29 protein-coding genes and 1 tRNA gene are annotated in these 23,697 nt (G+C 52.4%); 23 read left to right on the forward strand and 7 right to left on the reverse strand.

Going from position 1 to position 23,697, the window contains the following annotated elements; all coding sequences use genetic code 11:
* Positions 1–140 precede the first annotated feature (140 nt).
* From ACFX4O_RS08415 to ACFX4O_RS08495, 17 genes are all read left to right on the forward strand, one after another.
* Positions 141–464 (forward strand): head-tail connector protein, encoded by a 324-nt coding sequence (locus tag ACFX4O_RS08415; protein WP_380211804.1) that lies wholly within the window; start codon positions 141–143, stop codon positions 462–464.
* Positions 461–871 carry a phage head closure protein gene (locus ACFX4O_RS08420; RefSeq protein ID WP_380211806.1) on the forward strand — a complete coding sequence of 137 codons (411 nt, stop codon included), beginning with the start codon at positions 461–463 and terminating at the stop codon, positions 869–871. The genes ACFX4O_RS08415 and ACFX4O_RS08420 overlap by 4 nt, the downstream gene beginning before the upstream one ends.
* Entirely contained in the window at positions 846–1,352 is a 507-nt protein-coding gene (locus tag ACFX4O_RS08425) for a hypothetical protein (protein WP_380211808.1), read from the forward strand. Before ACFX4O_RS08420 ends, ACFX4O_RS08425 begins: the two co-directional genes overlap by 26 nt.
* Positions 1,349–1,912 (forward strand): hypothetical protein, encoded by a 564-nt coding sequence (locus ACFX4O_RS08430; protein ID WP_380211809.1) that lies wholly within the window; start codon positions 1,349–1,351, stop codon positions 1,910–1,912. Before ACFX4O_RS08425 ends, ACFX4O_RS08430 begins: the two co-directional genes overlap by 4 nt.
* 8 nt (positions 1,913–1,920) lie before the next feature.
* Positions 1,921–2,097 (forward strand): DUF2635 domain-containing protein, encoded by a 177-nt coding sequence (locus ACFX4O_RS08435; RefSeq protein WP_380211810.1) that lies wholly within the window; start codon positions 1,921–1,923, stop codon positions 2,095–2,097.
* On the forward strand, positions 2,087–3,586 hold the full coding sequence (locus tag ACFX4O_RS08440) for a phage tail sheath subtilisin-like domain-containing protein (protein ID WP_380211811.1): 1,500 nt from the start codon (positions 2,087–2,089) through the stop codon (positions 3,584–3,586). The genes ACFX4O_RS08435 and ACFX4O_RS08440 overlap by 11 nt, the downstream gene beginning before the upstream one ends.
* Entirely contained in the window at positions 3,586–3,942 is a 357-nt protein-coding gene (locus ACFX4O_RS08445) for a phage tail tube protein (protein WP_086869599.1), read from the forward strand. Before ACFX4O_RS08440 ends, ACFX4O_RS08445 begins: the two co-directional genes overlap by 1 nt.
* Positions 3,939–4,208, forward strand: coding sequence for a phage tail assembly protein (locus tag ACFX4O_RS08450; RefSeq protein ID WP_380211813.1), 270 nt, complete (start codon positions 3,939–3,941; stop codon positions 4,206–4,208). Before ACFX4O_RS08445 ends, ACFX4O_RS08450 begins: the two co-directional genes overlap by 4 nt.
* Before the next feature lie 139 nt (positions 4,209–4,347).
* A complete protein-coding gene (locus ACFX4O_RS08455) occupies positions 4,348–6,204 on the forward strand; it encodes a phage tail tape measure protein (RefSeq protein ID WP_380211815.1) in 1,857 nt (618 codons plus the stop codon).
* A gap of 64 nt (positions 6,205–6,268) precedes the next feature.
* On the forward strand, positions 6,269–7,570 hold the full coding sequence (locus tag ACFX4O_RS08460) for a DNA circularization protein (RefSeq protein WP_380211817.1): 1,302 nt from the start codon (positions 6,269–6,271) through the stop codon (positions 7,568–7,570).
* Positions 7,567–8,637: a phage baseplate assembly protein gene (locus tag ACFX4O_RS08465; RefSeq protein ID WP_380211819.1), complete on the forward strand. Its 1,071-nt coding sequence runs from the start codon at positions 7,567–7,569 to the stop codon at positions 8,635–8,637. The genes ACFX4O_RS08460 and ACFX4O_RS08465 overlap by 4 nt, the downstream gene beginning before the upstream one ends.
* Entirely contained in the window at positions 8,637–9,185 is a 549-nt protein-coding gene (locus ACFX4O_RS08470; protein ID WP_380211821.1) for a phage baseplate assembly protein V, read from the forward strand. Before ACFX4O_RS08465 ends, ACFX4O_RS08470 begins: the two co-directional genes overlap by 1 nt.
* Positions 9,185–9,610, forward strand: a complete 426-nt coding sequence (locus tag ACFX4O_RS08475) for a phage GP46 family protein (protein WP_380211823.1) — start codon at positions 9,185–9,187, stop codon at positions 9,608–9,610. Before ACFX4O_RS08470 ends, ACFX4O_RS08475 begins: the two co-directional genes overlap by 1 nt.
* On the forward strand, positions 9,597–10,655 hold the full coding sequence (locus ACFX4O_RS08480) for a baseplate J/gp47 family protein (protein WP_380211825.1): 1,059 nt from the start codon (positions 9,597–9,599) through the stop codon (positions 10,653–10,655). The genes ACFX4O_RS08475 and ACFX4O_RS08480 overlap by 14 nt, the downstream gene beginning before the upstream one ends.
* Positions 10,646–11,230, forward strand: coding sequence for a YmfQ family protein (locus ACFX4O_RS08485; RefSeq protein WP_063618141.1), 585 nt, complete (start codon positions 10,646–10,648; stop codon positions 11,228–11,230). Before ACFX4O_RS08480 ends, ACFX4O_RS08485 begins: the two co-directional genes overlap by 10 nt.
* A gap of 2 nt (positions 11,231–11,232) precedes the next feature.
* Positions 11,233–11,811 carry a hypothetical protein gene (locus ACFX4O_RS08490; protein WP_380211827.1) on the forward strand — a complete coding sequence of 193 codons (579 nt, stop codon included), beginning with the start codon at positions 11,233–11,235 and terminating at the stop codon, positions 11,809–11,811.
* 1 nt (position 11,812) lies between these two features.
* Positions 11,813–12,244, forward strand: coding sequence for a tail fiber assembly protein (locus tag ACFX4O_RS08495; RefSeq protein WP_380211829.1), 432 nt, complete (start codon positions 11,813–11,815; stop codon positions 12,242–12,244).
* Between the two features lie 39 nt (positions 12,245–12,283).
* Here ACFX4O_RS08495 and ACFX4O_RS08500 read toward each other — a convergent pair whose 3' ends face one another.
* Positions 12,284–13,396 (reverse strand): acyltransferase family protein, encoded by a 1,113-nt coding sequence (locus ACFX4O_RS08500; protein WP_380211831.1) that lies wholly within the window; start codon positions 13,394–13,396, stop codon positions 12,284–12,286.
* 293 nt (positions 13,397–13,689) lie between these two features.
* On the opposite strand from ACFX4O_RS08500, the gene ACFX4O_RS08505 reads away from it, so the two are divergent.
* Together ACFX4O_RS08505 and ACFX4O_RS08510 are read left to right on the forward strand one after the other, a co-directional pair.
* Entirely contained in the window at positions 13,690–13,929 is a 240-nt protein-coding gene (locus ACFX4O_RS08505; RefSeq protein WP_380211833.1) for a hypothetical protein, read from the forward strand.
* Positions 13,929–14,246, forward strand: a complete 318-nt coding sequence (locus tag ACFX4O_RS08510; RefSeq protein ID WP_380211835.1) for a hypothetical protein — start codon at positions 13,929–13,931, stop codon at positions 14,244–14,246. The genes ACFX4O_RS08505 and ACFX4O_RS08510 overlap by 1 nt, the downstream gene beginning before the upstream one ends.
* A gap of 306 nt (positions 14,247–14,552) precedes the next feature.
* Here ACFX4O_RS08510 and ACFX4O_RS08515 read toward each other — a convergent pair whose 3' ends face one another.
* From ACFX4O_RS08515 to ACFX4O_RS08530, 4 genes are all read right to left on the reverse strand, one after another.
* On the reverse strand, positions 14,553–14,987 hold the full coding sequence (locus ACFX4O_RS08515; protein WP_380211837.1) for a hypothetical protein: 435 nt from the start codon (positions 14,985–14,987) through the stop codon (positions 14,553–14,555).
* A 283-nt stretch (positions 14,988–15,270) separates the two neighbouring features.
* Positions 15,271–15,347 (reverse strand) — tRNA-Pro (locus tag ACFX4O_RS08520).
* Between the two features lie 76 nt (positions 15,348–15,423).
* Positions 15,424–17,184 (reverse strand): LPS biosynthesis-modulating metalloenzyme YejM, encoded by a 1,761-nt coding sequence (yejM, locus tag ACFX4O_RS08525; protein WP_131410757.1) that lies wholly within the window; start codon positions 17,182–17,184, stop codon positions 15,424–15,426.
* Between the two features lie 18 nt (positions 17,185–17,202).
* Positions 17,203–17,430: a YejL family protein gene (locus ACFX4O_RS08530; RefSeq protein ID WP_017458551.1), complete on the reverse strand. Its 228-nt coding sequence runs from the start codon at positions 17,428–17,430 to the stop codon at positions 17,203–17,205.
* A 133-nt stretch (positions 17,431–17,563) separates the two neighbouring features.
* On the opposite strand from ACFX4O_RS08530, the gene yejK reads away from it, so the two are divergent.
* Positions 17,564–18,571 (forward strand): nucleoid-associated protein YejK, encoded by a 1,008-nt coding sequence (gene yejK / locus ACFX4O_RS08535; RefSeq protein WP_380208069.1) that lies wholly within the window; start codon positions 17,564–17,566, stop codon positions 18,569–18,571.
* 212 nt (positions 18,572–18,783) lie between these two features.
* Here the strand turns inward: yejK and rplY are convergent, their stop codons facing one another.
* Both rplY and ACFX4O_RS08545 read right to left on the reverse strand, forming a co-directional pair.
* Positions 18,784–19,068, reverse strand: coding sequence for a 50S ribosomal protein L25 (gene rplY / locus ACFX4O_RS08540; RefSeq protein WP_131410753.1), 285 nt, complete (start codon positions 19,066–19,068; stop codon positions 18,784–18,786).
* 123 nt (positions 19,069–19,191) lie between these two features.
* Positions 19,192–20,952, reverse strand: coding sequence for a DEAD/DEAH box helicase (locus ACFX4O_RS08545; protein ID WP_380208071.1), 1,761 nt, complete (start codon positions 20,950–20,952; stop codon positions 19,192–19,194).
* Between the two features lie 149 nt (positions 20,953–21,101).
* Between ACFX4O_RS08545 and rsuA the strand changes: the two genes are divergently transcribed.
* The 3 genes from rsuA to ACFX4O_RS08560 all read left to right on the forward strand — a co-directional run bounded on the left by rsuA (position 21,102) and on the right by ACFX4O_RS08560 (position 23,697).
* Complete coding sequence (gene rsuA / locus ACFX4O_RS08550; RefSeq protein ID WP_380208073.1) at positions 21,102–21,809, forward strand: 16S rRNA pseudouridine(516) synthase RsuA; 708 nt, start codon at positions 21,102–21,104, stop codon at positions 21,807–21,809.
* A gap of 14 nt (positions 21,810–21,823) precedes the next feature.
* Positions 21,824–23,017: a Bcr/CflA family multidrug efflux MFS transporter gene (locus ACFX4O_RS08555; RefSeq protein ID WP_131410747.1), complete on the forward strand. Its 1,194-nt coding sequence runs from the start codon at positions 21,824–21,826 to the stop codon at positions 23,015–23,017.
* A gap of 335 nt (positions 23,018–23,352) precedes the next feature.
* A complete protein-coding gene (locus ACFX4O_RS08560) occupies positions 23,353–23,697 on the forward strand; it encodes a YejG family protein (RefSeq protein ID WP_131410745.1) in 345 nt (114 codons plus the stop codon).

The following is a 23,697-nucleotide window of genomic DNA, read 5'->3' on the forward strand; positions in this document are numbered from 1 at the left end:
CGGAACCGCAGCCGGAACCGCAGCCGGAACCGCAGCCGGAACCGCAGCCGGAACCGCAGCCGGAACCGCAGCCGGAAAAGACTGATAAAAAAAACAAAAAATAACCCGTTAATAGCGGGTTTTTTTCATAGGTGCTTCTGATGATCCTGACGAAAGAAGAGATCAAGCGGCAATTACGGCTTGAGGTTGATGACACCACTGAAGATGACTTGATCAGCGCTCTTGGCTCTGCAGCAGAATCCAGGACAGCCACTTACCTGAACCGGAATTTATATGCCGGAGACGAAGACATTCAGGAAGGAGATGATCGGGGGCTTGTTGTATCGGATGACCTCCGGCTGGCGATGCTGATGCTGGTAACTCATTTCTACGAAAACAGGTCAACGACCTCTGAAGTGGAAATGCTTGAAACTCCGCTGGCCTATAACTGGCTGGTGTCTCCTTACAGGTTTTACCCGCAATGAAAATACGTCAGGCGCAGACCAGCGCAACCTATATTCTGCCTGATCCGGGGGAACTGGATAAGCGGGTGCAGATCCGCCAGCGTGTCGACACGCCGTCGGACGATATGGGGACAGAACCGACCTATCCGATGGTGTTTAATGCCTGGGCAAAGGTGACACAGACCAGCGCCACTACTTATCAGGAAACGGCGCAGACGGAGAATGTCATCACCCATTACATTACGATCCGCTGGCGCACCGGTATCACGAAAGATTTTGAAGTCGTTCTCGGCGATGAGGTGTTTCGTGTGCAGCGCGCCCGCGACCTCAACAGCAGGCGGCGATTTTTGCTGCTGGAGTGTACCGATCTCGGCGTACCGTCGAACAGCGGAGGGAGCAGCAATGGCGACACCCTTTTTTCACGTTGATTTTCAGCAGCCCAGTGAGATGCGCTTCAACCGCGCGCGGGTGCGCAGGGCATTTATTCGCATTGGTCAGAAGCACATGCGCGATGCCCGCCGCCTGGTGATGCGGCGTGGCCGCTCGGAACCCGGTGTAAACCCCGGCTTTCAGACCGGCCGGCTGGCGAAGTCCATCGGCTTTATGGTGCCAAAGGCAAGTAAACGACGTCCTGGCTTTATGACGCGTATCGCGCCGAACCAGCGCAACGGGCAGGGTAACAGGCTCATCACCGGCGACTTCTACCCGGCATTTCTTTTCTATGGTGTTCGCGGCGGTGCCAGGCGTCGTCGCAGTCATCATCGGGGTGCCTCCGGCGGAAGTGGCTGGCGACTGGCGCCGCGTAACAATTTCATGGTTGAAACGCTGAATCACAATGCCCCCTGGACGCGTTACTTCCTTGCGCGCGAGCTGCGCCTCTCACTGAAGCCGGAGAAACGCCGCAAATGAAACTGACCCCGATTATTGCCGCGCTGCGCGCCCGCTGCCCGGTATTTCAAAACCGCGTTGCGGGCGCTGCGCAGTTCAAGAACCTGCCGGAGGCCGGGAAACTTGCGCTCCCGGCGGCCTATGTTGTACCGGGGGATGATTCGCCGGGCGATCAAAAAAGCCAGACCGACTACTGGCAGGATCTCCGGGAGGGCTTTTCGGTGATTGTTTTCGTCAGCAACGGACGCGATGAGCGCGGGCAGTGGGCCTCTTATGATGTGGTTCATGATATCCGCAACATGCTTTTCAAAGCCCTGCTGGGCTGGAACCCCGAGCCGGACGGCGAACCCATCACCTACGACGGCGGCACGCTGCTGGATGTGAACCGCTACGAGCTGACGTATCAGTTTGATTTTGTCGTTGAAAACGAATTATCCGGCGAAGACACGCGCCAGCAGGAGGAACTGGACTCCCTTAATGACCTGCTGACGCTGGCAATTGACGTCGACTTTATCAACCCCGGCAATGGCCCGGATGGTGTCATCGAGCACCACACGGAAATCCACTTTCCCGAAAACTGAGAGGCTCCATGTTTGTAAAACCCGTAGCCGGGCGGTCAGTTCCTGACCCTGCCCGCGGTGATCTTTTGCCCGAAGCCGGGCGGAATGTCGAAGAAAACAGCTACTGGCTGCGCCGGGAAGCTGCCAGCGACATTGAGCGCGCGGACAACGTTAAACCGAAAAAGGTGAAATCCGATGACAATTAGTTTCAATACCGTACCGGCTAACACGCTGGTGCCGTTGTTCTATGCCGAGATGGACAATTCGGCGGCGAACACCACGCAGGACTCAGCCCCGGCGTTACTGCTTGGTTACGCAAATACGGGCTCTGCCATTGCAACCAGTACGCTTGTGCTGATGCCGTCAGCGGATTACGCGAAACAGATTTGCGGGGCAGGCAGCCAGCTTGCGCGCATGGTCGATGCGTACCGTGCGACAGATCCGTTTGGTGAGCTCTACGTGATCGCCGTGCCTGAACCGGCAGCCGGTACAGCGGCAAAAATCACCCTGACCGTTACCGGCGCGGCGACGGAAAGCGGGATCGTTAATGTGTATATCGGTCGCACCCGCGTCCAGGCCGCTGTGGTGAATGGCGACGATGTTGCCGCAGTGGCGGCCAGCATCAGCGCCGCCATCAACGCGGACGCCACACTGCCTTTCACCGCATCGGCAGCACTGGGTGTGGTGACCCTCACCGCCCGCCATAAGGGGCTGTGTGGCAATGAAATTCCTGTTGCGCTGAACTATTACGGCTTTGGCGGCAATGAAGTGCTGCCTGCCGGTGTCTCGGTGGCGATCGCCTCCGGCACTGCCGGTGCAGGCGCGCCGAATCTGTCCGGGGCTATCGCGGCAATGGCGGATGAACCGTTTGACTATATCGGCCATCCGTTCAACGACCAGGCGTCTGTTAACGCCCTCGCCAGTGAAATGAACGATACCAGTGGTCGCTGGAGCTATGTTCGCCAGCTTTACGGGCATGTGTACACCGCAAAGCTCGGCACTCTTTCAGAGCTGGTGGCGGCCGGTGACCTGTTCAACCTGCAACACATCACCCTGGCGGGTTACGAAAAAGAGACGCAGACCCCGGCGGATGAACTGGCGGCCAGCCGTACAGCCCGCGCCGCCGTCTTTATCCGCAACGACCCGGCGCGCCCGACGCAGACCGGTGAGCTGGTGAATATGCTGCCTGCGCCGAAAGGGAAACGCTTCACGATGACCGAGCAGCAATCCCTGCTGGCGCATGGCGTGGCGACGGCATATGTCGAAGGCGGCGTGCTGCGCATCCAGCGCGATGTGACCACTTACAAAACCAATGCCTGGGGATCGGCGGATAACAGCTATCTCGACAGCGAGACGCTCCATACCAGCGCCTATGTGCTGCGTGCGCTGAAATCAGTCATTACCAGCAAATACGGTCGCCACAAACTCGCCAACGACGGAACCCGCTTCGGCCCCGGCCAGGCGATTGTGACCCCGGCGGTGATCAAGGGTGAACTTCTGGCGGTGTATCGCCGTCTGGAGCGCGCGGGCATCGTCGAGAATTACGACCTGTTCAAGAAGTACCTCATTGTTGAGCGCGATGCGAACAATCCGAATCGCCTCAATACCCTTTACCCGCCGGATTACATTAACCAGCTGCGTGTCTTTGCTGTCGTTAATCAGTTCCGCCTGCAATATCCAGAGGAGACAGCCTAATGTCCCGTATTGGTGGCACCTGTTATTTCAAAATTGACGGCCTTCAGTTGTCCCTGACCGGGGGCATTGAAGTGCCGATGAACAGGACGGTCAATGACGATGTTATTGGCCTGGATGGTTCTGTTGATCGCAAGGAGACGCACCGCGCGCCCTACGTTAAAGGGACATTCAAAGTCCCGAAGGATTTTCCTGTCAATAAAATTACCACGTCGGATCAGATGACCATTACCGCTGAACTGGCGAACGGGCAGGTCTACGTGTTGTCGTCTGCCTGGCTTCATGGCGAAGCAAACCACAACGCCGAAGAAGGTACGGCAGATCTTGAATTCCACGGTGAAGAAGGAGATTACCAGTGAGCGAACTTGAACTGACAAAGCCGATTCAGGCGCATGGCGAAACGATCAGCGTGCTGGAATTTGAAGAGCCAACAGGGAAAGACGTGCGCGAGCTGGGCTATCCGTACCAACTGAATCAGGATGAGTCCATCCGACTGCTGGCGAACGTCGTTGCGAAATACATCATCAAACTGGCCAAAGTCCCGCAAAGCTCTGTTGATCAGATGTCGCCTGTGGATCTGAACAACGCCGGCTGGCTGGTGGCCGGTTTTTTCCTCAAGGGCTGACAGCCGCATCTATCATTGATCGTTACTTCGACTGCGCCAGTTACTGGCGCATTAACCCTTATGAATTGTTGAATATGCCGATCAGTGAGATACCGCTGCTGATTAGCCAGGCGGACAGGATTGAGCAGGAGAAAAACTGATGGCTGGTGAGTTTGAACTGAAAGCGCTCATCACGGGCGTCGACAGGCTTTCGCCCGCGCTTGGCCGGATGCAAAAAAGTATCAGCAAATTCAGGCGGCAGGCGGAGGAAGGCGGGCGCGGCGGGCTGGCGATGGCTGCCGGGCTTGCCGCCGGGCTCACTTTATCGCTTCGCTCATATGCCCAGCAGGAGGATGCGGCGACCGGTCTGAAAGTCGCGATGATGCAGGCAAACGGACAGGTCGGCGCAAGCTTTGAAAATATCAACAAACTGGCAATCGGTCTGGGAAATAAGCTGCCCGGTACCACTGCCGATTTTCAGAACATGATGCAGATGCTGGTTCGTCAGGGTATTCCGGCGGAAAACATCCTTGGCGGCGTGGGCGAAGCGACAGCCTACCTTGCTGTGCAGCTCAAAAAGACACCTGAAGCGGCGGCGGAATTTGCGGCCAAAATGCAGGATGCTACCGGTACAGCATCGAATGACATGATGGGATTGTTTGACACTATTCAGAAAGCCTTTTACCTCGGTGTCGACGATACCAACATGCTTTCGTTTTTCACCAAAACCAGCTCTGTCCTGAAGATGGTTAATAAAGACGGGCTGAAGGCTGCCCAGGGGCTTGCGCCGATAAGCGTGATGATGGATCAGATGGGCATGGAGGGCGAGTCCGCCGGTAACGCATTGCGGAAAGTCATTCAGTCTGGCCTTGATATCAAAAAAGTCAGGGCGGTGAATAAAGTCCTCGGGGGGCAGAAACTTGGTATCAACCTCGACTTTACCGACGGTAAAGGCGGTTTCGGTGGCCTTGATAACCTGTTTAAGCAGTTGTCAAAACTGCGCAAACTAACAGATGTCAAGCGCACCGGTGTACTTAAAGCCCTGTTTGGTGACGATGCAGAAACCCTCCAGGTGGTGAACGCGCTCATTGATAAAGGTAAGGACGGTTACGACCAGATTCAGGACAAAATGAACAGGCAGGCCAGCCTGAATAAGCGCGTGGATGCACAGTTAAACACGTTAACCAATCTCTGGGATGCCATGACCGGTACCGCGGTAAACGGGCTTGCGTCGATTGGCAGCGCATTTTCTGGCGATACCAAAAAAGTGATCACCTGGCTTGGTGATATCAGCGAGAAGTTCGGTAAGTTCGCTGAACAAAACCCGAAAGTTATCCGGGGCATTGTTGGCGCTGCCGCCGGGTTTGTCGGTCTGAAACTCGCCATGCTTGGCGTTAACACCGCGCTGGGCTTTATCGGCGGTTCACTGAAAATGACCCCGATGGGGGCGTTTCTCCGCCTGGCGGCTATCGGTATCGGTTATGTGATCGCGAACTGGGATAAATTTGGTCCGATAATCGAGAAAATATGGGAAAAAATTGAATCCCTCACCAGTGGAACCGATGGCTGGAAAATAGCGCTGGCAGGTGTGGCGGCGTATATCGCGGGTAAATGGCTCACCACAATCATCAGTTCAGTCAGAACGGTGGGGACAGAGGCTGATGTTGCCAGTAAGAAAATGGGGTTGCTGGGTAAGCTTGGGCTGGCATCAATGCTCTACGCGCCTGTCGAAGGTGCGATGGAGTCGACTATCGGCAAGACATCCGCTGGCGACTGGATGAAAAACAACGGGTTGTTCCTGGCGTCTGACTGGACGCCATTTTTCAACCGGCAGAACATGGAAGAGTATGAGAAGGGTATCAAGCGCGGGCCAGGCGCTGCCGCTGCTGCACCTAAAGGTGAGCTCAAAGTCTCTTTTGAGAATGCGCCACCCGGTATGAAAGTGGATCCTTCCGGCCCCGGTTTTCAGGGGATTAGTTACGATGTGGGATATACCAGTATCGGCCGACCCTATTAATCGCAGCTTTCTGCTTTCTCAGTTAACAACCCGCTCCGGCGGGTTTTTTGTACCCGGAGAAAATATGGCGTGGAAAGACAGGCTTGTTGATGCGTCGTTTCGCGGCGTGAAATTTAAAGTTGAAGATGAAAGCGCGGGGGTGGGGCGCCGGGTTGAGACGCACGAATACCCGAACCGCGACAAGCCGTACACCGAAGACCTTGGCAAAGTGACCATGCGGCCGTCGATTTCGGCGTATGTGATCGGCGATGACTGCTATGAGCAGCGCGACAGGCTCATTGAGGCGCTGAACAAACCCGGACCCGGTACGCTGGTGCATCCGTCTTATGGTGAGCTGAAAGTCTGCGTTGATGGCGAAATACGCGTCAGCACCACCACCAGTGAAGGGCGCATGGTGCGCTTTGACCTGCGTTTCGTTGAGGCCGGGGAACTCTCGTACCCGACCTCCGGCGCGGCGACCGCGCAAAATCTGACTACATCCTGTTCCGCACTCGATGACTGCATCAGCACGGGGTTTGAGCAGTTCGGCATGACCGGTATGCCTGACTTTGTTCAGGCCGGTGTTATTGATGATGCGACCAGTATGGTCGGTTTTGTGTCCGACAAAATGAAAATGGTCGACTCCGCGATTTCAGCCGCCGCCAGGGCAATGCAGGGGGATATTTCCGTTCTGTTGCCGCCGCCGTCTTCCGGTAAAGGTTTCGTTGAAGCGCTTCAGACGATGTGGCGCGCCGGGAAACGCCTGTCAGGAAACGCCGGTGATCTTTACACGATGATTAAAAACTTTTCCGGCATCACGCTGGGGAGTGACCTTGCGCCGCGTGGCGTCTGGAAGACAGACAGTGTGACCACCCGAAACCGGGTCCGGCAGAGAAATTATGTCGCCAGCGCTATCCGTACGACGGCGATCAGTGAAGCCGCTTACGCCGTGACAAATCTCCCGGCGCCGAAAGCACCCGGTGCGACTGACAGCAGCCAGACTGCTGGCTGGCCTGTGGTGTCTCATCCCGCCCTGAATAATACCCCGGCAGCAACCAGCCCGGCAGCATTGCCGACCTGGGAAGAGCTGGGTGATATCCGCGACACGCTGAACCAGGCGATTGACAAAGAAATGGCACGCACTGACGACGATCAGCTTTTTCTTGCGCTGCGCCGGGTTAAAGCCGATCTGAATGCGGATATCAAAGACCGTCTCCAGCAGACACAGAGAACGGTTATCCGCACGCCCGACGAGGTGACGCCCGCACTGGTGCTGGCTGCAACCTGGTATGACAACGCCACGCGGGACAGCGACATTATCCGCAGAAACGCGATTGCCCATCCCGGCTTTGTCCCTGTCGAAGAACTGAGGGTACCTTTGCAATGAACGATAACGTAACGCTGCGCGTCGACGGGCGGGAGTGGGGCGGCTGGACGTCGGTGCGTATCGGCGCCGGGATTGAACGTCTGGCACGCGATTTCAGTGTTGAAATCACCCGCGAATGGCCCGGCGATGAGGGTGCCGGATCATTACAAACGCGCATCAGGAACGGTGCAAAAGTTGAAGTACTGATTGGTGATGATCTGGTGATGACCGGCTGGGTTGAAGCAACCCCTGTGCGCTACGACGCACAGTCAGTGAGTACCGGTATCAGCGGTCGCAGCCTTACGGCAGACCTCATCGACTGCGCCGCAGAGCCGACGCAGTTCAACGGGCAGTCGCTGGTTCAGGTTGCTGCCGCGCTGGCGAAACCCTTCGGTATCGAGGTGGTGAATTCCGGGGCACCCGCTGGAGTTATCCTCGGCGTGCAGCCTGATCACGGTGAAACGGTTATCGAAGTCCTGAACAAAATGCTGGGTAAGCAGCAGGCTCTGGCGTATGACGACCCGCGCGGCAGGCTGGTTATCGGCGGCGTCGGCTCCACCCGTGCCACTACGGCACTGGTGCTCGGGCAGAACATCATCAGCTGCGACACCGAGAAAAGCATCCGGGAGCGGTTTTCCACCTATCAGGTCAGCGGCCAGCGCGCAGGCAATGATGACGACTTTGGCGCGGCCACCACGTCGGCACTGCGCGCGAAAACGACGGATGCGGGTATCTCCCGTTATCGTCCGATGGCAGTCCAGCAGACCGGGCAGGCAACGGGGGCAAGCTGCATCGCCCGCGCTGAGTTTGAAGCCCGCCAGCGGGCAGCACGCACGGATGAGACAACCTACACAGTATGGGGCTGGCGGCAGGGTGACGGCACACTGTGGCAGCCTAACCAGCGCGTCATTGTGTCTGATCCGGTTTGTGGTTTCGATAACCGGGAAATGCTCATCTCGGAAGTCTCTTTCATCAAAGACCGCAGCGGCACACTCGCTGAGCTGCGTATTGGTCCGCCGGATGCATATCTGCCGGAGCCAAAAGATCCGAAGAAACGTAAAAAATCCTCTGACAAGGACCCCTTCTGATGCGAGCACTGCAGAGCCTGCAACGGCAGGTACAGAGTCTTATCGCGCGGGCGATTATTGGCAGCGTGAACCCCGCCACGAAGTGTCAGACCGTCGATGTTTCCATGATTGCGGGCGAAGAGAAATCCGGTATTGAGCACATAGAGCCATATGGCTTTACATCCCGCGCCACATCCGGCGCGGAAGCGGTACTTCTTTTTCCCGATGCTGACCGCTCACATGCCGTGGCGGTGGTGGTTTCAGACCGCCGTTACAGGATTAAGGGGCTGGCCGCCGGAGAGGTGGCGATTTACGACAACCAGGGTCAGTCCGTAACGCTTACCCGCGCAGGGATCGTTGTTGATGGCGGCGGTAAGCCCATCACCTTTATCAACGCGCCGAAGGCAAGATTTGAAATGGACATTGAGGCTACCGGCCAGATTAAGGACCTGTGTGACAGCAACGGACAGACAATGGCAGGCATGCGCGTCGCCTATAACGGACACCGGCACAAAGAGAACGGGCAGGGCAGTAACACAGACACCCCGACCACACCGATGGAGGCGTGATGGAACTCTGGCTGACAGTAAACGGGCAGCGGGTTAGCGCCAGTGCGCAACTGGATATGCTGACCCGTGCCGTGGTGATTTCTCTTTTTACATGGCGCCGCGCCGAGCCCGACGACAACGCCGATGTACCGATGGGATGGTGGGGGGACTCATTCCCGGCCGTACAGAACGATCGCTACGGCTCCCGTCTCTGGCTTCTGCAACGCAGCAAACTGACCAACCAGTTAGTGCAGAAGGTTCGGGTATACATCCGCGAAAGCCTCCAGTGGCTTATCGATGACGGGGTGGTGTCACGTATTGACCTGGACATTCAGCGCACCGGTATCAGTGAACTGGCAAACAGCATCACGCTGTGGCGCCGTGACGGGCCGGTGACGATTTCATTTAACGACTTATGGAGCGCGATCACAGATGCCGGACAGTGAATTTCAGCGGCCGACGCTGGCCGAAAATATCAGCATGATCCGCACCGACCTTTTCTCGATGCTGGATGTGAGCGACACGCTGCGCAGGATGGATGAGGATGTGAGGGCGAAGGTATACGCCGCGGCACTTCACACGGTCTATGGCTACATTGATTATCTGGCGATGAACATGCTGCCGGATCTCTGCGATGAAACCTGGCTTGCGCGGCATGCCGCAATGAAGCGCTGTCCGCGAAAAGACGCCACTTATGCTACCGGTTATATGCGCTGGGACGGCGTGGACAGTAACATCACTGTGAATTCCGGGGCCGTGATTCAGCGTGATGACCTCGTACAGTACACGGCTGTCGCTGATGCAACCAGCGCGGGCGGTGTGCTGCGGCTGCCTGTCATATGTAGCACGGCAGGCGCAACCGGCAACGCAGATGACGGAACGACACTGGCACTGGTGACGCCCGTTTCCGGTCTGCCTTCCGGCGGCGTGGCGGACACGATCACCGGCGGCTTTGATATCGAGGACCTTGAGACCTGGCGCGCCCGCGTACTCGAACGTTATTACTGGACGCCACTTGGTGGCGCCGACGGGGATTACATTGTCTGGGCGAAAGAGGTTTCCGGCGTCACCCGCGCCTGGACATACCGGCACTGGCTTGGCACCGGCACGGTAGGCGTTATGGTGGCGAGCAGCGACCTGATAGATCCGATTCTGGACAGCGCGACTGTTGCTGCGGTGCAGGCGCATATCGAACCGCTTGCACCTGTTGCAGGTTCGGATCTCTATGTGTTCACTGCCTTACCCCATGCCGTTAATTTCACCATTGACCTGACACCGGACACCATGGCTGTGCGTGAAGCGGTAGAGGCTGAGTTACGCGCCTTTCTTCTGCGCGATGGAATCCCCGAAGGGAAACTGGAACTCTCCCGCATTAACGAGGCTATTTCCATCGCTACGGGGGAATACAGCCACAGGCTGGTTTCTCCTGTCGCTGATATCCCAATTGCGAAAAACGAACTGGCCGTGATGGGGGCTATCACATGGCTGTGACCCGTGACGATTACATCAGCCTGCTGTCTGCACTGTTGCCGCCAGGCCCGGCATGGTCACCGGATGATCCGGCGGTAAAAGGGGCGGCACCCTCATTGCTGCGTGTGCATCAGCGCGCAGATGCACTGATGCATGAGATTGATCCGCGCACCACCACGGAACTTATCAACCGCTGGGAGCGAATAGCGGGGTTGCCCGATGAATGTATACCCGAAGGCACACAAACCATCAGGCAGCGTCAGCGGCGGCTTGATTCAAAACTCAATCTGACCGGTGGCATTAACGAAGCGTTTTATCTTTCGCAGCTTGCAGCGCTCGGCATGCCTGACGCCACGATAACCCGGTATGACAAAAGCACGTTTAAATGCACATCAAAATGCACTGACGCGCTCTGGTCACCGGAGTGGCGTTATTACTGGCAGGTCAATATGCCCGCCGCAGTGAATGTTATAAGCATGACCTGCAACGATAACTGCGAATCGCCGTTGCGCTGGTGGGGCGATACCGTTGTCGAATGCGTGATCAGCAAACTCTGCCCGTCCCATACCCATGTAATATTTAAATATCCGGAGTAACCATGCATCGTATTGATACGCCCACCGCACAGGTGGATAAATTTGGCTCAGGTAAAAATGGTTTTACACGCGGAAATCCTCAGACAGGTACACCTGCAACAGATCTTGATGATGACTATTTTGATATGCTGCAGGAAGAGCTTGTTGGAATTGTTGAGGCTGCTGGATTATCCCTCGATAAAACAAAGCATAACCAGCTAAGAACCGCTCTTCCTCTGTTCCTTGGCTTAGGAACAGCATCCAAAAAAAATATTGGTACCGGAGCGGGACAGATTCCTGACATGTCTAGTTTTACTACCGGTGTTGATGGCGCTTTTAAATTACCCTCTGGTCATATAGTACAATTTGATAATGGAACAACAAGTTCTGGTACTAGTGGCGGCGGATTCACTAAATCATTTCCAATACCATTCCCAAACTCCTGTCTTATGCTAATAGGGACTGCTTTTAATTTTCTTGGACAACGCGTTTCAGTTACAACAAACACCTCGGATCGCACTGCCGCAAATATGAATTTTGTCGATCAAAATGGCAATGGTATTGGTGGCATTCTTGTCGGTTACATAGCAATAGGTAAATAATATGAAATCTGTTTATTCACCTTCCCAGCACGTAATTTATAACTCATCTTTTTATGAAGATTATCAGCTGGCCGGAACTTGGCCAGCGGATGGTATTGAAATAAGCGACGAGGATGCCATAACATTTAATGGGCGTAATGAGCCTACTAGAAAAATGCTTGACTACCAGAATGGAAATTTATGCTGGGTTGACAGGCCTGCACCAACCCTTACAAAAGAGCAACTAGTATCTCAAGCAGAACAAAAGAAAGCCTCACTTCGCGCTACTGCTGATGCTGAGATTTCCTGGAGGCAGGATGCAGTTGATGCTGGAATGGCAACAGAAGATGAAGGGAAGGCTCTATCAGCATGGAAAATTTATCGGGTTTTGCTAATGAGAATTAGCACTTCCACAGATCCAGACATCAAGTGGCCAGAACTTCCGCAAGCATAAGATGATGAAGCACAGCCAATGTAAGACTGTGCTTTTATACTAAGCGATCTGATTTTGTATATTATTTTTATAAAACTTTCTTCCATAGTTCCTGATGGGAGACTCCAAAAATCTAAATGATATCTCAGCAACACAAGCTGTTAATAACAATCCAAAAAACAACATCCTGAATGTATCATTGCCATTTAAGTCTCTATTCATAATATTTTGTACTGATTCTGAAACAAAATAAAAGCAAGGAACATGGCATAAATATATGCTATAAGATCTAGAGCCTATCCATAAAATAATTTTATTTCTGCTTGCGTTTTTTAAGAAATAACCTTCGTCATATGAAGATATAAAAACCATTATCGCACTAATGACAGCCATAACACCCACATTAAATGATATTCCATGACCGTGGGTAAAAAATGCGAGAGATAAAATTAGTAGAGACGAAATGAAAATTCTTATTGATGGTGTGTTTAAAATTAAAGGCTTAATGCGCTTATACATTTCACTGTTGCTAAAGATTGCTATTAAGCAACCCCACGCAATAGCATCTGTTCTCACCATCCACGGCAAGGAAAATATTGGTCTGGTTAGTGTGAATTGAATAAGTATAATTATTAGCAATAATATTGGTGTTTTGTTTTTGAGAACCAACACTATTAGCGGCATTAATAAATAAAATTGTTCCTCAAGTGAAAGCGACCAGTATATTGAGTTTTTCCCGCATTCATATAAACCAACAGAGCAATAGTGATATCTGAAGTTTGAAACCTGAAAGATCTGAGCGATGATATCAGTGAAGTTTGCTGAAGGTAAGCCGTAATTTTCATGAACATTGTAATAAATGCTAAGAACAAAGGTTAAAGATATAAAAAACAAAGAAGCAGGAAGTAACCTAAATGCTCTCCTTATCCAAAATGACTTTAAAACTTGCGCGCGTCCTTCGCCATTAACAGACAATAACCTATTATATATGCTCTTTGTTATAACATATCCGGAAACGCAAAAAAATAAATCAACACCGCCCCAAAACTGCAAATTACTATTCATTAATGAGATCCAAGAAGGATTCCATGTTAAAAACACATTCAAATGAGCCAGTATAACGAAAACAATTCCTATAGCCCTTAGTGCTTCTATCTCATTGTTCTTATGCATGATTTCGACATAATTTTCTAAAATTAATTACACGTGATGATAGCACGTCACGTGAATGCCAACCATCATCACCTTTGATTAGAGGGGAATGCAACTCAAGGCCTGCGAGTGTGAGCAGAAATTCACCATTCATAAGCCAATCCTGGAAATTTACACAACGCGTAACCAGCTAACAAACATCATAACTTAATTCAAATTTGTTATGTAACAACCTCAGCAAACGAAACGGGATCTTGAAGAATGGCTTAGATAATAATACTGTATGTAAATACAGTATTTGTGAGATGCACATCATGCCACGCCAGTACGAAATACATACCGCCTTTGTGGCTTCCATACAGCAAAACCCCAAGGGTTACCAATACCTGCGTACAGCCGATTTTATACGTGAGCTTGCTGCTCGTAACTGGCATTTCAGCCAGGCGGATGCAAACGCGTGGATCGAGCAATATCAAACCGACTTTGTTGATAAGACGGCAGACTTCAGCGAGAACCGTCTCTGGATGCTGCGCAACATGGGGAGGATTCACTAATGGGATTCCCGTCGCCGGCAGCCGATTATGCAGAGCGCATGCTAACGGTTGACACTCTTTGTCGGATGGATGCCAATTGCCGGATTATCGAAACAGATACCGGGTATGCTGTGATAGACCGATCAGCACGTCCAGGAGAGGGCGAAACGGTTCTCGCCACTTTCGACGGACGCGCGCAGTTTGCAAAATGGATGGGTTGTGCGCTGATAACGGAAGACGGTGAAGCCATTGAAGGCGAGGCGCTGGACGGGGTTATAGTGCACGGTGTGCTGACCTATTCAGTTATCCGCGTTAAAGAAGATAATTTCGCGGTTTAGATGTCAGGGGTTTGACTTTCATTTTACCTTTGCAAAATTTCAAGCATAAAAAAAACAACCGCAATAGGTAGGGACTCTTGGTATTTTTATTGAGCACCAGAACACCTTAACCTCACATTATGTCGAAATCATTGCGCCTGTTATACTGGTAACCAGTTGCATATCCAATAAATAAGATATGATAGAATTAGTACACACAACAAATTCAAAGTAATGATAAATTTAATCGAAATATTCATGTGAAATAATCTCAATTTATAATGGTTCTTGCTATCATTATTAATGAATGAAGTGATATTATTTGTATTATCCTGCTTCGCTGTCATATAGTTTTACTCGTCTCGCACTATTGCTACTTACATTTTTATAGGGTAAGTGCTCTGCAGCTTTACGTAATGCTTGGTTGAAGGCAATGACTGTAACTGGTTTTACTATTGCTTTAACTCTATTCGAATGGCTTTGAAAAATATATATATCGTTCGGATATAAAACCCTGCGTTTTTTAACTATCTCAAAGGCACTTGTGTTCAAATATAGGGGATGGCTTTCCTTGTGAAAATTTTCAGTGATTACCCCTTTATATGAACATACGTCGGAATACATTAGATTTATAACTTTTCCAACACTTGTTTTTTGATAAAAAAGCATTGACCATAAATCGGACCATGTTTCGCTTAACTGTTTTAGCTTACTGTTTATACTTATAAACTCCAAAAAAGATAGTTCATCAGGTTTTGCCATGACACACCTGTATTTTTATAAGGCTATTTTATAGATATAAAATAAAGGAATGTAGCATTGAATACAATACATGATTAATGGGGGGCAGATCCCCGTTGCTTAAGATAACACGATGTAAGTATGCATTCCGAATGTCTACTCCTAGCTCATAGTGGACTTTTTCTTCCTGCCATAACGCACCGAACGGACAGAGGTTTTACCTTCATTTTACCTTTGTTTTACCTTGGCTGAATCTCAGGCATAAAAAAACCAACCGCAATTGGTTGGTTTTCCTAGGATTTTTTGGTCGGCACGAGAGGATTTGAACCTCCGACCCCTGACACCCCATGACAGTGCGCTACCAGGCTGCGCTACGTGCCGACATGTGGCGCTAATAGTACCCTTTTCATGGCTGATTGCAAGCTAAGGGCAGGCTGAGTGATTCATAATTAATCAATCAGTTAGCGATAAAACGTTTTTCATCCGTCAGCACCTGCAGCAGCAAACTGAGTTGCGGTTTCTGATCGCGAATTTTCTCACCCTGCGCATTCCAGGTCTGGTAATTTCCATTCTGATTCAGCACCAGCGTTAGTTCCGGCGTGGTAATCGCCAGCACTTCGCTGTCCGCAGCGGTTACCCAGTTATGACGGCGCATGGCGTTAAACAGATCCTGACCTTGCGAGTACTCGCTTGCAGGTGTGCTGACATGCAGCAGGCGTTGCATCAGGGTGGTCATAATATCTTTATGATCCGTCAACTTGCTAATACGTTGCGCTGGTGTCCCCGGCCAGTGTACGACCAGCGGCACGTGTAACCGACTGCGTGACCAGTCAAAATGGTTATCTTCTTTGCTTTCCGGAATGCCGTGTCCGGCGGTGATAATCACCACCGTGTCATCAAGCTTCCCGGAGGCGCGCAAAGCATCCAGCACGCGAGCGATTTGCTCGTCGACATTGGCCGCCGCTTTGCCATATTTACGGGCAAAGCCTGGCTGCGACATATCAACGGACGCTGTGCCGTTTAGCGAAATCCACGAGAACCAGCGGTTATCTTCCTGTGCATAATGCCCCAGCCAACTAATCCACTGGTCAGCGGTTTGTTCATCGCTCTGTATTTTTGCCGTGGGCAGCGAAAAATCAGATAACAGCGCCTGGCGATAAAGTGGGCTACTAAAACCGTCGGAAGAGAACAGCCCCAATTGATAGCCCTGCTGGTTAAAGGCGGTAATAAGCGCTGCCGGAATACGCGCCGACAGCACTCCATCCATATAACTTGGGGATATGCCATAAAACAGGCCGAAATAGCCGCCATCAGCGCTATTACCAGAACTCATATGCTGCGTAAACGTGACGTTTTGCTGGGCGAAACTCGCCAACTGCGGCATCTGTTTCTCATAACGTGAATAGTTGAGACCGTCGACGGTAATCAGCAATACATTCTGACCGGAACCCATATCCTGGTAACGCAAATCACTTAGCGGGTACTGAACCGACACCGCTTCCGGGTTGCCTTGCTCCACCAGGCGGCGCTGATAATCCTGCGCATCCAGTAGCCCGTGTTTTTCCAGGAAACGACGCGCGGTCATTGGGTAGGAGAGCGGCAGATTCGCTCGCTGCATGGTAATGGGGCGATAGAAATTAGCGTCGGCCCAAATGTACATCACGTGGGTGGCAATAAAGGCGACGAAGAAAAAAGCGGCCAACGGTTTGGCAAAGTGGCGACGCCGGGTGAGACTGCGCAGTTTCTGCCAGCTCCAGGTCGCAAACAACATCTCAATCAGCAGGATCACCGGCACGCTGATAAACATTAACTGCCAGTCACGCGCGGTTTCGTTTTGATCCGGGTTAATGACCAGTTCCCAGACGATCGGATTGAGATGCAGGTGAAAACGGGTAAAGACTTCACTGTCGATGAGCAACAGTGTCATGCCGGCGGTTGCCAGCAGCGCCGACAGCACGCGCATCAGCCGCTGGGACATCACAATAAATGTCAGTGGAAACAGCACCAGCAGATAGGTGGCGAAAACCAAAAAACTAAAATGTCCGACCACGCTCAGGTAGGAATAAACCCGCCCGGAGAGAGTGGTCGGCCAGTCGGCAACAAACAGATAACGGCTACCGAGCACGATGGACAACAAAATGTTGAACAACGCGAACCAGTGCCCCCAGCTTACCATCTGGGAGACTTTTTCACGGTAGCGCTGACGATTAGTCACCATAAACTGTCGATATTTCCCTTAATGCGCCTGGTCGTCGCCGATGGACGATTGTAACGCCTGCGCGAACGACTTCGCGATAGCCTGACGCTGTGCGGGGGCGACGCTGGTATTAATCAGGTTCGTCACCATATTGCCCAACACCATCAGGGATAGGTCGGTCGGTGCTTTGTGTTTTTCCAGTACGTTAGCCAGCTCACTCAGTAGCTTTTCAACGTGTTCATCACTGTAGCGGGAGATTTGTGGCATAAATCGAAATCAGTCTGTTCATGAAAGGGCAACATATTACCGTAGCAACAGCTTTTTTTCTGCTTTTTTATCAGCAGTTGCACAGTCGCGTTGGTGGTGGTTGAATACCGCCGGTCTAAAAGGAGAGTTTATCATGAGTCTGGACATCAACCAGATTGCCCTGCACCAGCTTATCAAACGTGATGAGCAAACCCTCGAACTGGTGCTGCGCGATTCTTTGCTGGAACCCACTGCGCCTGTCGAAGAGATGGTCGCTGAGTTGCATCGGGTTTACAGCGCGAAAAATAAAGCCTACGGCCTGTTTAACGATGAGAGCGAGCTGGCGCAAGCACTGCGTCTTCAGCGCCAGGGTGAAGAAGAGTTTCTGGCCTTCAGCCGTGCGGCAACCGGGCGCTTACGTGATGAACTGGCAAAATATCCGTTCGCTGATGGCGGTATTGTGCTTTTTTGCCACTACCGTTACCTGGCGGTGGAATATCTGCTGGTCGCAGTGCTGAACAACTTAAGCAGCATGCGTGTTAATGAAAATCTGGATATCAGCTCCACACATTATCTGGATATTAACCATGCGGATATCGTCGCGCGTATCGATCTAACGGAGTGGGAAACCAATCCGGAGTCGACCCGCTACCTGACATTCCTGAAAGGCCGGGTAGGGCGAAAAGTCGCCGACTTCTTTATGGACTTCCTCGGTGCTAGCGAAGGGCTGAATGCCAAGGCGCAAAACCGCGGGTTGTTGCAAGCGGTGGACGATTTTACCGCCCAGGCGGAGTTGGATAAATCAGAACGCCAGACGGTGCGCCAGCAGGTCTACACCTACTGTAACGAGCAGTTGCAGGCGGGAGAAGAGATTGAACTGGCCTCGCTCTCCAAAGAGCTGGCAGGCGTGAGCGAAGTGAGTTTCGAGGAGTTTACAGCAGGCCAGGGCTACGAGCTGGAAGAGAGCTTTCCGGCAGATCGCAGCACGCTACGCCAACTGACTAAATACGCCGGTAGCGGCGGTGGACTGACCATCAATTTCGATGCTTTACTCCTCGGTGAGCGCATTTTCTGGGATCCTGCGACCGACACGCTGACCATTAAAGGTACGCCACCGAATCTGCGTGACCAGCTACAGCGCCGCTTATCCGGCGGGAAGTAATCCTCTGAACCTGCCTGTAAAGGCAGGTTTTCTGCTTTACGACCCACGAGCCGTTAACGTATGGCTCTACGTCCGGGTATCGATTTCACTGCTGCGCACGGACATTACTCAATCAGCTTAAACACGAGCAGGCGGATTGACCCGCCACTTATCGATAGCGATCGGGCATAAAAAAACCCCGCCGGAGCGGGGTTTCTTCAACTTGTCGGCGATTAAGCGCGAACGAAGTCGATGTGGTTCAGTTTGGCTTTGTACGGGTGACGTTGTACAGCCTGAACTTTTACTTTTACTTCTTTGCCATCAACAGCAATGGTCAGAACTTCGCTGTAGAACTCAGCTTTAGACTGCATGTTCCACACTTTGTCGTGATCCAGTTCGATAGCGATTGGTGCTTCAGTTCCACCGTAAACGATAGCCGGGAACTTGTTAGCAATACGCAGGCGGCGGCTCGCACCCTTACCCTGCTCTTTACGTACTTCTGCGTTAATAGTAAACATTTGAATCTCTCTTAAATAATCCTGTTACAGGCGACCCAGCAACAGGCAGATGATCGGCTTTGCGGATGCAAAAGCGGGCGGTATTCTATCCCCGAATGTTTAATACATCAATCAAAAGCGCGTTTATCCGCGTAATTCATGTGCCCGCCGGAAACGGCCTTCGTAATCGAACACTTTTTCGCGCACTTGCCAGAACTGGCCTTTCATACGAGCGACGACAAAATCAGGATGGCGTAACAGCGCCTGCTGCGCCACGATATCCGCTGCGACAATCCAACGCAGCGGCACGCCAGGTGTGCGAGTATGTGGGCGAATAAAGAGTTGCTCAAAGGCGGTGCGTTGGGCGGCGGTTTGCAGACGGAAGCGCTCACTGACATCCGCGCCATCTTCATCGTAATAGGTGATTTTCAGCCATTCGCCTTTTTCGTCCGCACCCTGTTGTAATGTCATGCCACTACAGCGCAGCACAAGCGCATCCTTCAGTTTGAGCGCCGCTTTTAGCATATCGTCCGGGTCGACGAGCACTGCATCGCAGGTGCGACAGCGCCGGGCGGCGATATCATTTTCTGCGTTGCACTGTGGGCAATTTTTAAAGCGAAAACGAAAATCGCACTGCTCGCGGTGGCCTTCATCATCTTCCAGCCAGCCCTGGCAGCGGCGACCGAAATGTTCAATTAGCGTACCGTCGGCGGTGGTTTTTCCCCAAAAGGTATTGGCAAAACCGCACGCCGGGCAGAACACCTGCACCGGCACATTATCGCTTTTGCCTTTTGGCGCGCCGATTTCCGGGGCATAGAGATCGTGCGGGTTACCCGCGTAGTCAAGGATCAGGCAGTCGGTTTTTCCAGGTGAGAGGCGCAGGCCGCGACCAACAATTTGCTGATACAGGCTGACGGACTCTGTCGGACGCAGAATGGCTATCAAATCCACATGCGGTGCATCAAAGCCCGTTGTTAGCACTGCCACGTTTACCAGAAAGCGAAATTGCTGGTTTTTGAAGGCTTCGATTAAGGCATCACGCTGCGGGCCGGGGGTTTCACCGGTGATCAGCGCAGCGTCATCGGCCGGTAATAGGCCCGTAATCTCGCGCGCATGTTCGACGGTGGCGGCAAAAATCATCACTCCTTTGCGTGTCTGCGCAAATTCCACAATCTGGCTGACAATGTGTGGCGTAATGCGCTGCTGCTTTTTTAGCTCGCGATTTAGGCTGGCTTCGCTAAACAGGCCGTTACTTTGCGCCTGCAAACGGCTGAAATCGTACTGCACTACTGGCATATCCAGCCGTTCCGGCGGTGTGAGGTAGCCGTGTTTAATCATGTAGCGCAGCGGCAATTCATAAATACAGTCGCGAAACAGGGCTTTTTCATCACCGCGCACCATGCCGTGATAATGAAAACGGTAAATCCAGCCTTTCCCGAGGCGAAAAGGCGTCGCCGTTAGACCAAGCAAACGCAGGTGAGGGTTCACTTCGCGTAAGTGGCTGAGGATCTGTTGGTACTGGCTGTCATCGTCGTCGCTGATGCGGTGGCACTCATCGATCACCAGCAGGGAAAACTCGCCCTGAAACTGCGCCAGGTTACGTGCAACGGACTGGACGCTGCCAAACACGACTTTGCCGTGGCTCTGTTTACGTTTAAGCCCGGCGGCAAAAATATCGGCCTCCAGCCCCAACGCGACATATTTTGCGTGGTTTTGCGCCACCAGCTCTTTAACATGCGCCAGCACCAATACGCGCCCGCGCGCCAGTCGCGCCAGTTCGGCGATAACCAGGCTCTTTCCTGCACCGGTGGGCAGCACAATGACTGCAGGTTCGGCATGTTGACGGAAGTGGGCGAGGGTGGCGTCCACCGCTTCGCGTTGATAGGGGCGTAAGGTAAAAGTCATTATCTCGCAGGGGTTACATATTCACACTGCACAGTATGCCACGAATCTTTCCTTTGAGCGGTCTGTGATGCTCGTTATACTGTTCAGGTACTCATTTCTGTTTTTGGGCGCATTGCCCGCACCCAGCACCATACAGGCAAAAAAATTTCATGCGACTTGATAAGTTTATCGCTCAGCAACTCGGCGTCAGCCGCGCTATTGCCGGGCGTGAAATCCGCGGCCAGCGCGTTACGGTCAATGGTGAGATCGTCAGAGATACCGCTTTTAAACTGCAACCCGAACACAAGGTTGAATACGACGGTAACACCCTCGTTCAGCAAAATGGCCCGCGTTACTTTATGCTGCACAAGCCGGAAGGCTACGTCTGCTCGACGGATGATCCGGATCACCCGACGGTACTCTATTTCCTTGATGAGCCAGTGGCGCATAAGCTGCATGCGGCAGGGCGGCTGGATATTGATACCACCGGTCTGGTATTGATGACCGATGATGGCCAATGGTCGCACCGCATCACTTCGCCGCGACATCACTGTGAAAAAACCTATCTGGTGACGCTGGAATCGCCGGTGGCAGATGACACCGCTGAGCAGTTTGCCCGTGGCGTACAGTTGCATGATGAAAAAGATCTCACCATGCCTGCGGTGCTGGAAATCATCACGCCAACACAGGTGCGTCTGACCATCAGCGAAGGGCGTTACCACCAGGTTAAACGGATGTTCGCTGCGGTCGGCAACCATGTCGTGGGTTTGCACCGCGAGCGCATTGGTGCGATTACGCTGGATTCGGAGCTCGAACCTGGTGAATACCGACCGTTGACCGAAGATGAAATTGCCAGCGTTGGCATGCCCCCCCGCTAATTCAGGAGATTTACGTGACCCGCAGGCCGCACTCATCACTGAGCATTGTGTTTATTCTTGGTCTGTTGGCCATGTTGATGCCGTTATCCATCGATATGTATCTGCCCGCGCTGCCGGTGATTGCCGAACAGTTTGGCGTTCCGGCGGGCAGCGCACAGATGACGCTGAGTACCTATATTCTGGGCTTTGCGGTAGGGCAGTTGTTCTACGGCCCGATGGCCGACAGCATTGGACGTAAGCCAGTGATCCTCGGCGGCACGCTGATTTTTGCCGCCGCTGCCGTTGCCTGTGCGCTGGCGCAGAGTATTGAGCAGTTGATTATCATGCGTTTTTTCCATGGTCTTGCGGCTGCTGCGGCAAGCGTGGTGATTAACGCGCTGATGCGCGATATCTACCCGCGTGAGGAGTTCTCCCGCATGATGTCGTTTGTCATGCTGGTGACGACTATTGCGCCGCTGCTGGCACCAATGATTGGTGGCGCAGTGCTGGTCTGGTTCAACTGGCATGTGATTTTCTGGATCCTGGCGATTGCCGCATTGCTGGTTTCGGCAATGATTGTCTTTTTTATCCGCGAAACGCTTCCGGTTGAAAAACGTCATAAATTCCATTTTCGCACCACGCTTGGCAACTTCGCGTCGCTGTTTCGCCATAAACGTGTGCTGAGTTATATGCTGGCGAGTGGTTTCAGCTTTGCAGGTATGTTCTCTTTTCTCAGCGCCGGGCCGTTTGTCTATATCGAAATTAACCATATCTCACCGCAGGACTTTGGTTACTACTTTGCGCTGAACATTGTGTTCCTGTTTGTGACGACGATTATCAATGGCCGTATTGTCCGCCGCGTGGGCGCATTGAATATGTTCCGCAGCGGGCTATGGGTGCAATTTGCCATGGCGTTGTGGATGGTGGTAACGGCGCTGCTGGATGTCGGCTTCTGGTCGTTGGTGCTGGGCGTTGCGGCGTTTGTCGGCTGTGTAGCGCTGGTGGCTTCAAACGCAATGGCGGTGATCCTGGATGAGTTTCCGCATATGGCGGGTACGGCCTCATCACTGGCGGGGACGTTCCGTTTTGGTATTGGCGCAATTGTTGGTGCGCTGTTGTCGATGGCGACGTTTAACACCGCCTGGCCGATGATTTGGTCGATTACCTTCTGCGCTACCTGCTCGATTCTCTTCTATCTCTACGCCAGCCGGGCGAAAAAACCGGCTTAACCTGCCTGAACAGGGAGCAAAAACGCTCCCTTTTTTGATTCATGTCAACCAGAAACAACTTACGGCCACCCTTATTTGTTTATATTATGTAAAATCCTTTCGTGTAAAAAGTCACATCATTGTAGTGAAAAAGGTTGAGTTAGATCGCAGAAACGGGTACATATACCCCGAAACTAGGCCTGTCGCTTACCCATAATATCCTGATAAATGAGTGACTACCCCACACGCCGCGCGGGATGCGTTCATTTCTACGTGGTTGACAGGATGAATTGTCAATAATGTGTTAATATAAGTGTGAAATATTTGTGAAGTGAAAGTGCTTCTGGGGAAATAAAGTGAATACATTACAGCTCTCCATTATCCACCGTCTGCCCCAGTGCTATCGCTGGCTGGATGGTTTTGCAGGCGCCAAAGTTGAACCGATTCCGCAAAATGGCTTGGCGGCGAACGACACGCTGGTGGCTTTAAAACTGCTGAGTCCGGATGGTGACAACGCCTGGCCTGTCATGCACAAGCTCAGCCAGGCGCTAAGTGATATCGAAGTGAATTGCTCCGTGCTCGAATGCGAAGGGGAACCGTGCCTGTTCGTCAACTGCGAAGATGAGTTTGCCGCGACCTGCCGCCTGAAAAATTTTGGCGTTGCCATCGCGGAGCCTTTCTCCAGACAAAATCCTTTCTGA

It is taken from the genome of Kosakonia sp. YIM B13571 (genome assembly GCF_042788095.1).
Classification (GTDB): domain Bacteria; phylum Pseudomonadota; class Gammaproteobacteria; order Enterobacterales; family Enterobacteriaceae; genus Kosakonia; species Kosakonia quasisacchari.